14 protein-coding genes and 4 tRNA genes are annotated in these 13965 nt (G+C 63.5%); 4 read left to right on the top strand and 14 right to left on the bottom strand.

Annotated features, from left to right (window positions below; genetic code table 11):
• Positions 1-71: 71 nt before the first annotated feature.
• From idi to JOE62_RS08185, 8 genes are read right to left on the bottom strand one after another with little or no spacing between them, the layout of a single operon-like run.
• Positions 72-596, bottom strand: a complete 525-nt coding sequence (gene idi, locus JOE62_RS08220; protein ID WP_204721773.1) for an isopentenyl-diphosphate Delta-isomerase — start codon at positions 594-596, stop codon at positions 72-74.
• A 30-nt stretch (positions 597-626) separates the two neighbouring features.
• Complete coding sequence (locus JOE62_RS08215; RefSeq protein ID WP_204721771.1) at positions 627-1487, bottom strand: prenyltransferase; 861 nt, start codon at positions 1485-1487, stop codon at positions 627-629.
• Positions 1484-1798 carry a lycopene cyclase domain-containing protein gene (locus tag JOE62_RS08210; RefSeq protein WP_204721769.1) on the bottom strand — a complete coding sequence of 105 codons (315 nt, stop codon included), beginning with the start codon at positions 1796-1798 and terminating at the stop codon, positions 1484-1486. The genes JOE62_RS08215 and JOE62_RS08210 overlap by 4 nt, the downstream gene beginning before the upstream one ends.
• On the bottom strand, positions 1788-2117 hold the full coding sequence (locus JOE62_RS08205; RefSeq protein ID WP_121866643.1) for a lycopene cyclase domain-containing protein: 330 nt from the start codon (positions 2115-2117) through the stop codon (positions 1788-1790). Before JOE62_RS08205 ends, JOE62_RS08210 begins: the two co-directional genes overlap by 11 nt.
• The gene (crtI, locus tag JOE62_RS08200; RefSeq protein ID WP_204721767.1) at positions 2114-3706 is read right to left on the bottom strand and encodes a phytoene desaturase family protein; all 1593 of its coding nucleotides are present in this window, start codon (positions 3704-3706) and stop codon (positions 2114-2116) included. Before crtI ends, JOE62_RS08205 begins: the two co-directional genes overlap by 4 nt.
• A complete protein-coding gene (locus JOE62_RS08195) occupies positions 3703-4647 on the bottom strand; it encodes a phytoene/squalene synthase family protein (protein ID WP_204721765.1) in 945 nt (314 codons plus the stop codon). Before JOE62_RS08195 ends, crtI begins: the two co-directional genes overlap by 4 nt.
• 5 nt (positions 4648-4652) lie before the next feature.
• A complete protein-coding gene (locus JOE62_RS08190; protein ID WP_204721762.1) occupies positions 4653-5786 on the bottom strand; it encodes a polyprenyl synthetase family protein in 1134 nt (377 codons plus the stop codon).
• Entirely contained in the window at positions 5783-6328 is a 546-nt protein-coding gene (locus tag JOE62_RS08185; protein WP_204721760.1) for a MarR family transcriptional regulator, read from the bottom strand. Before JOE62_RS08185 ends, JOE62_RS08190 begins: the two co-directional genes overlap by 4 nt.
• 68 nt (positions 6329-6396) lie before the next feature.
• Between JOE62_RS08185 and JOE62_RS08180 the strand changes: the two genes are divergently transcribed.
• Together JOE62_RS08180 and JOE62_RS08175 are read left to right on the top strand one after the other, a co-directional pair.
• The gene (locus JOE62_RS08180; RefSeq protein ID WP_204721758.1) at positions 6397-7227 is read left to right on the top strand and encodes a TspO-related membrane protein; all 831 of its coding nucleotides are present in this window, start codon (positions 6397-6399) and stop codon (positions 7225-7227) included.
• Positions 7224-8687 carry an SDR family oxidoreductase gene (locus JOE62_RS08175; RefSeq protein ID WP_204721756.1) on the top strand — a complete coding sequence of 488 codons (1464 nt, stop codon included), beginning with the start codon at positions 7224-7226 and terminating at the stop codon, positions 8685-8687. The genes JOE62_RS08180 and JOE62_RS08175 overlap by 4 nt, the downstream gene beginning before the upstream one ends.
• Positions 8688-8708: 21 nt before the next feature.
• Here JOE62_RS08175 and JOE62_RS08170 read toward each other — a convergent pair whose 3' ends face one another.
• The 6 genes from JOE62_RS08170 to JOE62_RS08145 all read right to left on the bottom strand — a co-directional run bounded on the left by JOE62_RS08170 (position 8709) and on the right by JOE62_RS08145 (position 10818).
• Positions 8709-9269 (bottom strand): MarR family winged helix-turn-helix transcriptional regulator, encoded by a 561-nt coding sequence (locus tag JOE62_RS08170; RefSeq protein ID WP_204721754.1) that lies wholly within the window; start codon positions 9267-9269, stop codon positions 8709-8711.
• Positions 9270-9381: 112 nt separating this feature from the next.
• Positions 9382-9466, bottom strand: a tRNA-Leu gene (locus JOE62_RS08165).
• A 92-nt stretch (positions 9467-9558) separates the two neighbouring features.
• The gene (gene bcp / locus JOE62_RS08160; protein ID WP_038991372.1) at positions 9559-10050 is read right to left on the bottom strand and encodes a thioredoxin-dependent thiol peroxidase; all 492 of its coding nucleotides are present in this window, start codon (positions 10048-10050) and stop codon (positions 9559-9561) included.
• 66 nt (positions 10051-10116) lie between these two features.
• Positions 10117-10189, bottom strand: a tRNA-Lys gene (locus tag JOE62_RS08155).
• Between the two features lie 434 nt (positions 10190-10623).
• A tRNA-Lys gene (locus tag JOE62_RS08150) sits at positions 10624-10696 on the bottom strand.
• A gap of 49 nt (positions 10697-10745) precedes the next feature.
• Positions 10746-10818, bottom strand: a tRNA-Lys gene (locus JOE62_RS08145).
• Positions 10819-10991: 173 nt separating this feature from the next.
• On the opposite strand from JOE62_RS08145, the gene JOE62_RS08140 reads away from it, so the two are divergent.
• Entirely contained in the window at positions 10992-11924 is a 933-nt protein-coding gene (locus JOE62_RS08140) for a 2-hydroxyacid dehydrogenase (protein WP_204721752.1), read from the top strand.
• Between the two features lie 150 nt (positions 11925-12074).
• Positions 12075-13919 (top strand): ABC transporter substrate-binding protein, encoded by a 1845-nt coding sequence (locus tag JOE62_RS08135; protein ID WP_204721750.1) that lies wholly within the window; start codon positions 12075-12077, stop codon positions 13917-13919.
• Positions 13920-13965 lie beyond the last annotated feature (46 nt).

The following is a 13965-nucleotide window of genomic DNA, read 5'->3' as shown; positions in this document are numbered from 1 at the left end:
CCTAGCCCATGGCCAGGACATCTCCACAGGCCATTACCGAACCGGCGTTCATGCCGGCGCCGCGCGCGGGATCAGCCTTGCGCGGCCTGGTACAGGGAGAGCTCCTCGGCCTGCATCACCAGCCACGGGCTGAAGGCCCACGGAGTTGCTCGCAGGGCTGCGCCCAGCTGCGCCGGATCCACCCAGCAGTAGTCCATGACTTCATCCGGGTTCGCGGTGATCTCGCTGTCAATCACGGCGGTGAAGACCGGGCAGATTTCATTCTCCACAATGCCCGAGGCATCCACGGCGCGATAGCGGAAATCCGGCAGCGCCGACTCGATGCCACTGACCCTGAAGCCGAGCTCATGGGCCGCATGGCGGGCAATGGCTTCCTCGAAGCTTTCACCGGGCTGCGGATGCCCGCAGAAGGAATTGGTCCATACCCCTGGCCAGGTCACCTTGGACAGTGCGCGGCGGGTCACCAGCACCTGGCCGGCGGCATTGCGCACATGGCACGAGAATGCCTGGTGCAGCACGGTATCCGTGGTGTGGACCAGTTCTTTCGGTCGCACGCCGATTGGCTGGCCATCCTCCGAAAGCAAAATGACATCCATTGAAATCCTTGATTCCCCATCCGGGTCTAGTTAGGTGAAAAGTGCCGAAAAGATCAGGAGCATGGTCAGCAGGAAACCGCACAGGTAGTTGATCCACAAGAATCTCTTCCATCCTCGATTAACCGTACCCGAGCTCACGTCGCTGACCCCAAGATGCGGTAGGACGTTGAGCACATAGGGCAGGGCCAGCAACGACGCCCAGCGGCCGATCCCCTGCACCCCGGCGGCCACCAGCACTCCGGCCAGCACATAGCCGGCAAGGACCAGCCAGATGGTGGTGCGGGCGGACAAGGCGGTGGCAATCGAAGACAGGCCGCCCTGGCGATCTGGAATGATGTCCTGGATTGCGCCGAGGGCATGGCTGGCCATCCCCCACAGCAGGAACGCGCCAAAGACCAGCCACTGCCCGGGCTGCACGCTGGCACCAGCGAGCACCCAGCCGTAGACCGCCGGCGAAACGAAATGCACCGCGCTGGTCAGCGAGTCCAGCCCGGGCCGTTCCTTGAAGCGCAGCCGCGGTGCCGAATAGGCCAGCACGGCGAAGATGGACACGGCCAGCACGAGGTTGGCCACCAGGCTTCCCGCCGCTGCGAGCACCGCGAGGAACGGAACGGCGCACGCAACGCAGGCGACGAGCAGCGCCTTGTGGCTCTGCCGGGACAGCAGCGCGCCCTCGATTCCGCCCTTGCGTGGATTGCGCAGATCCGATTCGTAGTCGAAGACGTCGTTGATGCCGTACATCAGCAGATTGTAGGGAAACAGGAAGAACACCGTGCCCACGGCCAAGCGCCAATCAACTCCCCCGCCGGCCAGCAGAAAGGCGGCGGCAAACGGGTAGGCGGTATTCACCCAGGAAATGGGCCGCGAGCTGGCAACGATTCCGCGGATCATGAAGCATCCTTTCTGCCTGCGCCGAGCAGCCACCACAGTCCGGGGATAAGGAAGACCGCACAGGCGGCATAGAAAAAGTCCTCGAGCGGGGCCAAACCAATATGCACCCCGGACAGCGTGCCGCTGCCGTAGCCGAACAGCCCGGCGTAAATCATCAGGTTGTCGAAAATCGCGGTGAGCACCAGCATCACGGCCAATGCGGCGCCCAGCGGCTTGATCACCGTGCGCAGGTGCTGCTTGCTGGCGGCCAGCCCGGCGGCGAAGATGGCCATGGCCGCGGCAAGGAAGCAGAAGCTCAATTCAAGGAACATGCCGCTCACCTCGCAGCCCGCGGACCAGCATCGGCAGGCCGGCGAAGGCGATCATCGCGCAGTAGCACAGGAAGATGAGGAAGAAGACTTCTTCCAGCGGGAACTGCTCGCCCACCATGATCCCGGTCATGAGCTGCGATTCCTTGTGCAGGAAGATGCCCTGCCTGATGGCCAGCACATCCCAGAGCACGAAGAATCCAGTGCCCAGCGCAAGGGCCAGGATCCCGCGCACGGGGTGGCGGAAGAGAAACAGCTTCCCCTTGGCATCCAGCAGCACCATGCAGGCAAGCAGAAACAACAGGATGCCCAAATAGATCACGCTCCGGCCTCCTGCGCCAGCGTTGCAGCACCGCTTTCGGCCATCGGCCCGGCACCGGGGACACCGAGCACCGCCTTGGCCGCCAGCTCCCCGCTGATCAGGCACATCGGCACCCCGATTCCGGGGCGCACCGTGCTGCCGGCATAGTACAATCCGCGCACGGTGGCGCTGCGGTTGCCCGGACGCAGCATGGCGCTTTGCCCCAGGGTATGGGCCAAGCCCAGCGCACCGCCCTTGAAGGCGCCATACTGGGCGGCGAAGTCCCCCGGGCCGATGCTCTGGCGCACCACGATCCGCGACCGCAAATCCTCGATGCCGGCCCAGGAGGCCAGCTGGTCGATGGCAGCGTCGGCCACCGCCTCGACCATGGCGGCTCCTGCGCCATCGGCGGCGCCCATCCCCCATCCGGGCACGGCCGGGGCTGGGACCAGGATGAACAGGTTCTCGCAGCCCTCCGGTGCCACGTCCGGGTCGGTGGCGCTGGGCTTGCAGACATAGATGCTGGTTTCTTCCTGCAGCGCCTGCCCATTGCGGATGCGCGAGAAGTTCTCGTCCCAGTCGGTGGTGAACATCAGGTTGTGGTGTTCCAGCTGGGGCAGCTTGCCTTTGACCCCCAGGCAGAGCAGCACCGCGCTGGGGCCGGGATCCTTGCGCTGGAAGCTCTTGGCGGTATGGGTCTGCAGTTCTTCGGGTAGCAGCTCGCCGTCCAGGTGGCGCACGTCCGCGGCTCCGATGACATGCGTGGCTTCGGTGCGCTGCGCCTTGCCGTGCTCATCGATCCAGCGCACCGCGGTGACCCGCGGGTGCTTTCCCGGGCTGGTTTCAATGGCCGTTGCGGTGGATGAGAGGTGGATGGATGCGCCGTGCTTCTGTGCCAGTGCGGCCATCGCATCGGCCACGGCGGCGAAGCCTCCCATCGGGTATTTGACCCCGTCGGCCAGATCCAGGTGGCTCATCAGCTGGTAGAGCGCTGGGGTGCGCTTCGGGCTGGAGCCCAGGAACACCGCCGGGTAGCCGAGCAGCTGGCGGATCTCGGTGCTGGCAAAACGCCGGGCGGCATGGCCTGCCAGGCTGGTGGCCAGCAGCTTGGCCAGCTGCGGGGCACGGCGCAGGATCTTCGGGTGCAGCAGCCCGGTCAGCGAGCTGAAATCATCGTAGAGGAAATGCTCCAGGGCCAGTTCGTAGCCTTCCTTCGCGGTGCGCAGGTAGCGCGCCAGTGCTGGAGCGCTGCCCGGTTCCAGGGCTTCGAACAGGGCGCTGGCCGCGGCGCCGGTGCCCACGTCCACGGGTGCGTCGCGGTGCTGGAAGAAGACGCGGTAGCCGGGATCCAGCTCGCGCAGCTGAAGCTGTTCGCTGGCGCTGGTGCCCATGAGCCGGAACCAATGCTCGAAGACCTCGGGCATCAGGTACCAGGAGGGCCCGGTGTCGAAGCGGAATCCTTCGCGTTCCAAGCGTCCTGAGCGTCCGCCAGGATGCGGCTGCTGCTCGATGACGGTGACCTTGCAGCCCCGGGCGGCCAGCAGCCCGGCGCTGGCCAGGCCGGAGAAGCCTGCCCCGATGACGACGACATCCGGGTTTTCGTTCTTCATCTGCGTGCTCTTTCCATGAGTTGCTTGCGGTGCGCGCTGCGGCTGGTTCCCAGCAGCACGCGGGCGGCGATCAGCGCCTTGCGCGGGGTGGAGACCGAGATGCGGGTGCGCAGCAGGTCGGCGGCGTCGGCCTTGTCCAGCTGGGAATTCAGTTCGCGGAACAGGTCATGGGCCAGGCGCACCGCCCGGGCCGCTGACGGGGCCAGATACGGCATCCCGGAGCGGGCTTGGGCCAGGTCCTGCTCGATCTGCTCCACCAGCAGCGCCTTGGCCTGCTCGTCGAAGCGGGCCGGGTTGATCCCGGGAAAGTAGCTGCGTCCCAAGTCCTGGCTGTCTTCGGCCAGATCGCGCAGGAAGTTGACCTTCTGGAAGGCCGCGCCTAGGCTGCGGGCAGCCTGGCGGGCCTGCTGCTCCTCGGCCCGGTCCAGTTCAGGTGCGCCGGGCATCGTCTGGAAGACCCGCAGGCACATCAGCCCGATGACTTCGGCCGAGCCGTAGATGTAATCCTCTAGGCTGCGCGCGTCGTGCTGCCCGGTGGAGAGGTCCGCGCGCATGGATGCGAAGAACGGGCCGGTGAGCGCGGCGTTGATGCCGGTGGCCCGGGCGGAGATTGCGAAGGCATGGACCACCATGTTGGTGCTGTAGCCGCGGTCCATCGCGCGCAGGGTCTCGGCTTCCAGCTCGTCGAGGCAGCCTCCGATGGCCTGGTCATCCAGGCCGGCCTGGCAGGCCACCCCGTCCACGATCTCATCAGCCAGGCGCACCAGCGCGTAGATATTGGCAATGTGCCGGGCACTGCCGGCATCCAGCATCCTGCAGGCCAGCGAGAACGAGGTGGAGTATTCGCCCAGCACCACCCGTGCGCTGCGCTGGGCGGCGCGCGAGTAGTGCTCCAGGGCGGCGGTGCCGGCAGCGGGCTTCAGGGAAGTATCGCGTTTCATGGTGTTCAGCTGCTTCGCTCCAGGATCAGGCTGGTGCATTCGAGCAGCAGCGTGCGGGCTTCTTCGGGCAAGTCCAGGAAGGCGGCGGAGCCGGTGGCCCGCGAGCACAGCTGCGCAGCCAGCTGGCGGGCGAAGCGCTCTGCTCCCTGCGCCGCCAGCTCCTGGCGGATCCTGCCGGCATCCACCGTTCCCTCGCGGAATCCATTAAACAGTGCGGAGAATTCTGGTTGCTCGCTGGCCAGGGCCAGCAGGATGGTGCTCTTGAATTCGCGCAGATCAGATTCCACCGGCTTGCCGGTGCGCGTCGGATCACCGAAGGTGCCCAGCACGTCGTCGATGATCTGGTAGGCCACGCCGAGCTGGCATCCCACCGTGCCGAGGGCTTCGGCCTGCACGGGGTGCGCTCCGGCCAGCAGAGCTCCTGCCTGCAGCGGCAGCTGGAAGGAGTAGGCGGCGGTTTTCATCTGCTCCATGCGCAGCACCTGGCTGGTGGTGGCAGGTGCAGGGCCCAGCGAGTAGAGCAGGTCTTCGAGTTCCCCGGCGCCTGCCTGCTCGATGGCTTGGAAGAAGGCTTGCTCCACGTCGGCTTCGGCATCGCTGCCGGCCGCGGCGCGGGCGGCGAGCTTGATCGCCTCGCTGATCAGCAGGTCCCCGGCGATGATGCCCACCGAATTGCCCGCATGCTCGGCATCGGCAGGATTCCGCCCGTTGGCCAGCGCGTGGTCGCGGTAGAGCGCGGAGATGGTCGGCTCTCCGCGGCGGACGAAGTCGCGGTCCACCACGTCATCGTGGATCAAGAGGGCCGCGTGCAGCAGCTCGAAGGCGCAGCCCAGGTCGATGGCGCGGGCTTCGTTGCGTCCGCCGAACGCCCGGTATCCGAGCATCACCATCCCTGGCCGCATGAGCTTGCCGGTTCCCAGGCGTGCGCCGATTCGCGACCAGAGCAGCGCGGTCTGCTCCGAGTAGGCGGCGCTGCGCCGCTGGGCCTGGATGGCCAGAAGCTCCAGCCGGTCGCTGATGGCCTGCCGGGTGGCGTCATCGATGAGCCCGCGCGCGGCCGGTGCGGTTTGCGATAGCGCAGTGCGCGCTGGCGCTGTTGGGGCCGGCAGGGACTGGTGCGTGGTGGTGTGCGTTCTCATGATTCCCTGCTCCCAGGTTGTGGTGTGGTTGCTTGGTGTTCTTCACTGCTCCCGGTCTCCCGCTGGTCCAGTTCACGCCGGGAAGCTTCCAGCTCGGCGCGCAGCCGGAGGCGATCCGGCTCGTCGAGTCGCGCACTGAAGGTGTGCAGATGCCGAAGCAGTACCTGTCCCGGTCCGGTGGACACAGGGAAATTGGGTCCCGGGACCACCAAGGTGCGCCGGCGGTCCGAGGCGTGATGCCGTCTTTCCACCAATCCGCGGGCCTCCAGCCGATCCAGGACCGAGGTGATTCCTGCCGATGAGACCCCGAGTTCGCGGGCCAGTTGCCCGGAGCTGGGTGTTTGCAGGGAGCGCAGCAGGTTCACCGCGCGCAGGTCTGTATCGTTCAGGTCAAGCCGATGCCGCAAGCGTGCCTCGCACAGGGCGTAGGAGCGCGTCAGCCGCAACAGCTCCCGGAAGAGTTCCGAGGTCGTCAGCACTGCTGGACGTTCCATGATCACTTCTCTCGGCTTATTGATATTCAGCTTATCTAGATACATCATGGTTTAACTATCTCGTTTTGTCGACCCGATACGGGAAAAACTTTCCATCGACCTTTCAGGAGCGCACGATGAGCAGTTCAACCAATTCCCCCGATTTCCCCCTGCCGGCCCGAACGGCCTCGGCATCGTGGACGTTGCCGGTGATCACGGCGCTGGCACTGGTTCTGGCCATCGCCGTCTCGTTCATCGGCAGCGGGGCCCTCGGCGGGACACCGATCCAGCAGGTAGCCGGCGGCTATCTCAGTGCCGATTCTACTTTGCTGGCACCGGCCGGCCCGGCGTTCTCCATCTGGAGCGTAATCTATGCCGGACTGGCCGTCTACGGAATTTTCCAGCTCACGTCCGCCGGGCGCCGCTCGGCCTGGGCGGCCCGGCTGCGGATGCCTGCGCTGCTTTCGGCATTGCTTAATGCCGCCTGGATTGCCGTCGTGCAGCTTGGCTGGCTGGCAGTAAGCGTCGCGGTGATCTTCGCCCTGGTTGCCTGCCTGGCTTGGATGCTGACCATCATGATGGCCGGCACCCCTGGCTCGCGCACCGAGCACTGGATCATGTGGCTGACTTTCGGCATCTACCTGGGCTGGGTCTGCGTGGCCAGCATCGCCAACATGGCAGCGTGGCTGCTCTCGCTGGGCGTTGGCGAAGGCGCTTCCTGGGCGCCAGGGTTGGCTGTGGTGCTGCTGGTAGCGGCTGCGGGCATCGGTCTAGGAATCACCGCCTACTCGGGCAGGATTTTCACCGCGGTGGCCATCGCCTGGGGCCTGGCCTGGATCGGCGCGAGCCGGCTGGCCGGCAGCAACCAGTCCGAGCTGGTGGGCTACGCCGGCTTGGGCTGCGCGGCATTGCTGCTTCTCGGCTCGCTGGCCATCGCCTGGCGCCAGCGCGGGGTGACGGCGCCATGAGCTTGATCGCGGTAACCGGAGCCAGCGGATATATTGGCGGACGGCTGGTGCCGCTGCTGTTGAGCAATGGGCACCAGGTCAGGGTGTTCACCCGTGATGCTCAGCGCCTGCGCGATATACCCTGGCGCAGCCAGGTGGAAGTCGTCGAGGGTGACCTGCAGGATCGGGACGCCGTGGCCCGGCTCTGCAAGGACGTGGACCTGCTCTACTACCTGGTGCACTCGATGTCGGGAACCCGAGATTTCGCGGCCCAGGAGAAAGCCTGCGCACAGGTTGTGGCGCAGGCCGCGCGGGAGCAATCGGTCGGCCAGCTGGTCTATCTCTCGGGCCTGCATCCCGCCGGCGAACTCAGCGAGCATCTGGCATCACGGGTGGCCGTGGGAGAAATCCTGTCGGAGGCCGCCAGCACCCTGGTGCTCCAGGCAGGCCTGGTGATCGGCTCGGGCTCAGCCAGTTTCGAAATGGTCAGGCACCTGAGCGATGTGCTGCCGGTAATGCCGGCACCACGATGGGTGCTGAACCAGGTGCAGCCCATCGCCATCCGCGACACCCTGCACTACCTTGCGGCCTGCGCCGAGCTGGCGGAACCCGCGCAGGGCACCTATGACATCGGCGGGCCAAGCACCTACAGCTACGCCCAGCTGATGAAGATCTATGCCCGGGTGGCCGGCCTGCGCGAGCCGAGCATCTGGCCGCTGCCGCTGCTGACCCCGCGGCTGGCCTCGCACTGGGTGAATCTGGTGACGCCGTTGCCGCACACATTGGCATCCGCGCTGGTGCAGTCGCTGCAGCATGATTGCGTGATGGGCTCGCGGGAGATCGATGCGCTGATTGCCCCGCCAGCCGAAGGGCTGTGCGACTATCCGCGGGCGGTGCAGCTGGCGCTGGAGAAGATGGATGCTGATGCGGTGCAAACCAGCTGGGCTACCGCCCAGCCGATCGCTGCCCCGGCCGAACCGCTGCCTTCAGACCCGGACTGGGCAGGGCGCAAGGCCTACACGGACATCCGCCGGATCAGCACCACCGCCACCGCGGCGCAGCTGTTCAGCGTGCTGCAGCGGCTTGGCGGGGATTCGCACTATTTCGCCTTCCCCGCCCTGTGGAAGCTGCGCGGCCTGATGGACAAGCTGGCGGGAGGCGTAGGCTCACGGCGCGGCAGGCGCTCGCACAGCACCTTGGCGCTGGGAGATGTGCTGGATTGGTGGCGCGTGGAAGCCCTGGAGGAGAACAGCCTGCTGCGCCTGCGCGCGGAGATGCGCACCCCGGGGCGGGCCTGGCTGGATTACCGCATCGGGAAGGACAGCGAGGGGCGAACGGAACTGATCCAGCGTGCGGTGTTCTTCCCGCGCGGCCTGGCAGGACGCTGCTATTGGTGGGCGGTATTCCCCTTCCATGGCGCCATTTTCCCGGCCACCATCAAGAACATCGTGCGCGATGCGGAAAAGCAAGAGGAGGGCTAAGCCACTCCTGCTGCTCCAGGGCTATTCGGTTTCGCCGGTGCCCGGTTCGCCAAGGCTGCTTTCCATTGCATCAGAGGTGCTGGCAAGGAACCGGATCACCACTTCCCGTTCTTCGGGGCTCAGCGATTTGGCGACTTCGAATCGCTTGGCATGGTGCCGGCCGACCTGCTCGCGGGCGGCCAGATGGGTTTGGTCGGTCACTTCCACGCACAGCGAGCGACGGTCGGTTGGATGCTTGGTGCGCCGAACATGGCCATGGGCCTCCAACCGGTCGATCATCTTGGTGACCGACGCACTGGAAATTCCCAAATACTGGCTCAGGGCGCCAGGGGTGACCGATTGCCCGGCATGCTTGGCGGAGATCATCTTGCGGATGGCGCGCATGTCGGTTTCGTTCAGTTTCATGTACTGCTGCGAGCTGCTCATGATCTTGCGCTCGATCTGGCGCATCCGGCCCATTTCAGCCATGATCCGGTCGATTTGCTCCAGATCCGCATCCACGACGCCAGCCCGCTTGATCAGCTTCTGGCCAGGATCGGATTCAGCTAGCCCGTACATGGTGGGCAAGTCTTTGGCGGACATGGTGCTTCTCCTGATCGGATCTCGGACGCGTGCCTAATTGGATCTTACGCCGTGCGTGATGGATGCATGCAGAAAACCCTGCGGCCGATGGAATCAGACCGCAGGGTTTTGTTGGTGCGAGTAGAGAGACTTGAACTCTCACGTCCGAAGACACTGGAACCTAAATCCAGCGCGTCTACCAATTCCGCCATACTCGCTAGCGCTACACCGGAAACACCGTTTCCCTGAAGGCGACCTCATTTAGTGTAGCGGAACTTGGGCCTGATATGAAATCAGTCAAGGGCAGCGGTTACTTCGGATCAATCCCCAAGTCACGGCGCAGCTTTGCCACATGTCCGGTGGCACGCACGTTGTACTGCGCGAGCGCAACCTTGCCCTCTTCATCGACCACGATCGTGGAGCGAATCAGGCCTTCGTAGACCTTGCCGTAATTCTTCTTTTCTCCCCAAGCACCATAGGCTTCAGCCACCGCGTGATCTTCATCGGAAAGCAGCGGGAAATTCAGCTCTTCGTTGGCAACGAATTTTTCAAGCTTTGCGGTCTTGTCCGGGGAGATGCCCAGAACTGCATAGCCCAGGCCCTTCAATGATTCGAGCGAATCGCGGAAGTCGCACGCCTGCTTGGTGCAGCCAGGGGTGGATGCCGCTGGATAGAAGTACACAATGGTCTTCTTGCCACGGTAATCGGACAAGGAGACGGAATTGCCGGCAGCGTCCTGCAAGGTGAAATCAGGGGCCTGGTCGCCGACGGACAGGCGGTTAGCCGTTGCGGGAGTACTCATGAGCTGATCCTCTTTTCTTTGCGGTATACAAAAAATCCGACCTGATGAATCAGATCGGATCTACTGTGCGCCCTCCGGGACTCGAACCCGGAACCTAATGATTAAGAGTCATTTGCTCTACCAATTGAGCTAAAGGCGCTTCCTCGCTCTGACTAGTTCTTTTTCAGAACCCGTCATTGCGACGTAGACAATCATAGGCAGAAATGGCGCAAAAGCAAAAATCGCCCAGCATCCAGTCCGCAAACATAAAAATCCAAGTCAGGTTCATGTTATCACGACTACGCCGATGGCGAAGTAATCTAAAACACACGCAAGTTTTCACTTCGGCAATGCCCATTGCCATCGCGCACCGTAGTTGCATATTCCATAATGACAACCACCCGCTAGAAGTTCGACATCGCGGTCGCTGCGCCGCGAGCCGCAAGCGGGCACGAGTCGAAACGCTGATCCGCCCCGGCATTGCCAGCGGATAAGCCCCGCGGCCGGTAATTTTCGGCCTGGCGCCATGACCGGAAGCGCAGAATCGCGCATGGTCAACAAAAAAGGCCAGACCGAAGCCTGACCTTTGTTTTGTGCGCCCTCCGGGACTCGAACCCGGAACCTAATGATTAAGAGTCATTTGCTCTACCAATTGAGCTAAAGGCGCGTATTAATTTATATAAACAAGTTGCCTGGTGAACCGAACAAATTGTTCGTGCGCCCCCCGGGACTTGAACCCGGAACCTAATGATTAAGAGTCATTTGCTCTGCCAATTGAGCTAGAGGCGCCCGCTGCGATGTTCTAGAAGCTTTTCGGGCTTCGCGCTTTCGCAACGAGATAAAACTTTACCAGCAATTTCCCTCAGCGCAAATTCGATTGCCAGCATTCCGCGGTGACCTTCATTACAGGAGATGACTAGGGATTACTGCCAAAGAGCGGAAGGGGTTTGTACAGTGATTCCATGAGCACCCAACGAACGATTTCATTCCCCACCCAAGAACTGCTTGATGCGGTCGGACCGATCCCGGAAAATCTCAAGGCAGTGCTCTGGGACTTGGAGAACGACCCCGAGACCCCGCTGGAAGACATCGACATTGCCGTCCTTCCCTACATGGCGAATCCCCAGACGCTGAAGAACGTCCGCAAGGCGCCCAATGTCAAGGTGGTCCAGACGCAGACGACCGGCTTTGATGGAATGATCGACCTGATCGGCGACCGCGCCGATATCAATACAGCGGCCGGCGTCCACGCGGCGGCTACCGCGGAGATGGCACTGGGACTGGCCATCGCCTCCTTGCGAGGCTTTCCGCAATCGGTGCGCGATCAGCAGCAGGGCCGATGGAATCCCCAGCAATGGCCCGGGTTAGCTGACCGTACCGTGGGCTTGGTTGGCGTGGGCGGCATCGGCGAGGAGATCCGCAAGCGCCTGGAGCCTTTTGAAATCAATCTCTTGCGCTTCGGATCGACCGCCCGCACCGATGAGCATGGCGAGGTCTTCGCAACCTCCGAGCTGGCGGCTCTTGCGCCGGAAATCGAGGTGCTGATCCTGATCGTGCCACTCAATGATTCCACCCGCCACCTGGTGGATGCGAAATTGCTGGCCAAGCTTCCTGACGGCGCGACGGTCATCAACGTGGCCCGAGGTCCGGTGGTGGACACCGATGCCATCGTGGCGGAAGTCGCCTCGGGCCGCTTGAACATGGCATCAGATGTCTTCGACCCGGAACCGCTGCCTGCCGGCCACCCATTGTGGCAGCACCCCAATGCGTTGGTCATTCCGCACAATGGCGGGAACACCAAGGCGTTCTTCCCGCGCATGGTGAAGCTGCTCATGAAGCAGGTGCAGGCCTGGGCAGCGGGCAACGACGGCGAGAACCTCGTGCACCGCAGCTAACAATTTAGTGACAGTTGACGGCTCCGGGAGTTTTGGCTCCCGGAGCCGTGGACGTGGTGCGCTATCTTTGATAAATACCTTTGCGCATTGCTCCCTGCTTGTTCCCTGCGCAAAGCAGTACCGCCTGCCGAAGGAAGATGAGCCATCCCCGTGCCCGAATTGCCACCGAAACCCGTATCACGACGCGCATTGCTGACCGGTACATTGGCGACAACCGCACTGGCGCTGACCGCCTGCACCGGCAATTCCGGGCCCGCTGCCTCCGCTTCGCCCTCGGCCACCGCCAGCGCGACGCCTGTTCCGCGGACCCTGCGCTTGGCGGCAGCCGCTCCCCCGGTCAAACTCGATCCAGCCATCGTCGGCGATAACGAATCCTTCCGGATCACCCGCCAGGTTTACGAAACGCTGGTCGACATCGATCCGGATACCGGCAGCACCGTAGCCGGCCTGGCCGAATCCTGGACCGAAAGCCCCGACGGCCTGCGCTACACCTTTACCCTGCGCCAGGGCGTGCTCTTCCATGACGGCACCGAATTGACCGCTAAGGCAGTGGTCGCCAACTTCAACCGCTGGGAGAACTTGTCGCCGCAGCTGCGCACCACCTCCAGCCAGGGTTTCGCGAACATCTTCCACATCGATAGCGACATCCCCAAGCTGCCCACCGCCAAGGAACTTGAGAAGACCTTCAAGAGCACTGGCGAGGCTACCGAAGAAGAGCTGGCCACCCAGCAGTCGCGCACCGAGCAGCTCGAAGAGTTGTCCAAGCAGTTCGAGACGAAGCTCTTTGAAGGCAAATCCTCCGCGGGTTCGGCAAGCTATTTCGCGTCCGTCGAGGCCACCGGCGAGTACGTGGTCACCTTGAACTTGCGCCGCAGGCTGCCAGGGCTGGTCGACGCGCTGACCTTGCCGGGCATGGCCATCGCCGCACCGAGCGCGTTGACCGGCGGACCAAAGCAGAATCCTGCCCAGTCGCTGTCCACCCACCCGGTAGGTACCGGACCGTACACCTTCGTCTCCAATGGCAACGGCGTTGTGCGCCTGGAGATCTTCAAGGACTACTGGAACCAGGCGCGCCTGGACAATAACACCGGGCATCCTGAAGTCGCGCTGATCTCCGCAGTTCCTTCGCCCTACAACCGCGAAGGCGCGCTGCTGGCCGATGAAATCGACGGCTTCGACATGGTGTCGGTGGACATCATGCGCACCCTGGTGCGCAATGCCAAGGTGGTCGTCCAGCGCGACCCCTTCTCGGTGCTCTACCTCGGCATGGACCAGCGCAACAAGTGGCTGGCCAAGCCGGATTTCCGCATGGCCATTGCCCATGCGATCAACCGCAGCTCGCTGGCCGAGAAGCTGTTCCTGCAAGGATCCAAGCATGCTTCCACCCTGTTGCCTCCCGCGCTGAGCATTCCGGCTCCGGAAGAAACCCCCAACCACGACGCCACGAAGGCCAAGGCGTTGCTGGACGAGCTGGGCTACGACGGTGAAGAAATCGAATTCGCCTATCCGCTGCGGGTTTCGCGCAACTACCTGCCGTTGCCCGAGCGCACCTTCGCGCAGATCGCCGACGACCTGGCCGCGGTGGGGATCCGCATCAAGCCCAAGCCGATCGCCTGGACCGACGGCTATGTGCAGACCGTGCAGTCCAAGGACTTCAATGGGCTGCACCTGCTGGGCTTCTCCGGCGGCTACCGTTCCGCCGACGACTTCCTTTCGGGCATTCTGGCTTCCAAGGAGAATGAGTTCGGCTACACCTCGGCGTTACTTGACTCACAGGTCATGCTGGCCCGTTCCGTCCCATTTGGCGAGGAGCGGACCGCCGCCTATGCCGATATCCTCAAGACCCTGAACACCGATCTGCCCGCGCTCCCCTTGGTCTTTCCGATCTCTGCGCTGGCGTTTAACGGAAACGTCACCTTCTATCCGCCATCGCCAATGCTCAACGAGTGCTACGCGGATGTGCAGATGACGAATTCACCGTCCATCTCAAGTTAGCGACCGTTAACCCAGTTAACGATTTCTGGCCCCCGGGGATATGGGT

It is taken from the genome of Glutamicibacter nicotianae, assembly GCF_016907615.1.
GTDB lineage: Bacteria > Actinomycetota > Actinomycetes > Actinomycetales > Micrococcaceae > Glutamicibacter > Glutamicibacter nicotianae.
This window is presented reverse-complemented; position numbering and strand designations above follow the sequence as displayed.